1 pseudogene is annotated in these 660 nt (G+C 51.2%); it reads right to left on the bottom strand.

Features of this window, described 5'->3' with window-relative positions:
• A pseudogene (locus ATB02_RS25735) lies at positions 1-660 on the bottom strand (phage tail tape measure protein); the annotation flags it as partial.

Genomic DNA, 660 nt, shown 5'->3' with positions numbered 1-660 from the left:
GGCGATATCCAGGTCATGTTGCTGACGCTGAGCGCGCTCTTCTTCAGCCAGTTGACTGGTCAGCTGAATTGTTTTTTTCTTCAGATCGTTGAGTGCCGTCTGTTTCTGAAGCTCCTGCTGTTTTACATCCAGCAGCGTCAGTGCCTGAATCAGTTCATCTTTACGGGCCAGCACACTCTTTTCATCTGCCGTCAGTTTTTTCCCGTCCAGGTCGCTGATGCGCTGCTGCAGAGCCAGAAGCTGTTTATGCGCTTCTGTCATCCTGTCAGTGGCAATGCCTGCTGACTGTCTGGCAGCAGCAATCTGCCCTTCCACCTGTGCCTGTTGCTGGCTGTACTGCAGCAATAACCGGGTGGCCTCATCATTACGGGTTTCGCGTGTTTTTTTCTTACCGGATGCCAGGGCTTTCTCGTAACGTTCATTTTCACGTTGTATCGCCGCATCCCTGACAGCCTGATCGGCGTACTGCATGGCATTAATACGCGCAATTTCACGCTGATGTCGTGCTGCTTCCGTTTCATTCATCCGGTTCAGTGCAGCATTTTCAGCATTACGGCGTTTCTGTTGCTCCTGATAATTCCGCTCTGCCTGCTCTTTTGCATCCTGCAAATCCTTCTGGCGTTTTTTCTCCTGAAGCTCGTTAAGACGCTGCTGATCGTA

Origin of the sequence: Escherichia sp. MOD1-EC5189 (assembly GCF_002966045.1) — a bacterium.
Classification (GTDB): Bacteria; Pseudomonadota; Gammaproteobacteria; order Enterobacterales; family Enterobacteriaceae; genus Escherichia; species Escherichia coli_F.
This window is presented reverse-complemented; position numbering and strand designations above follow the sequence as displayed.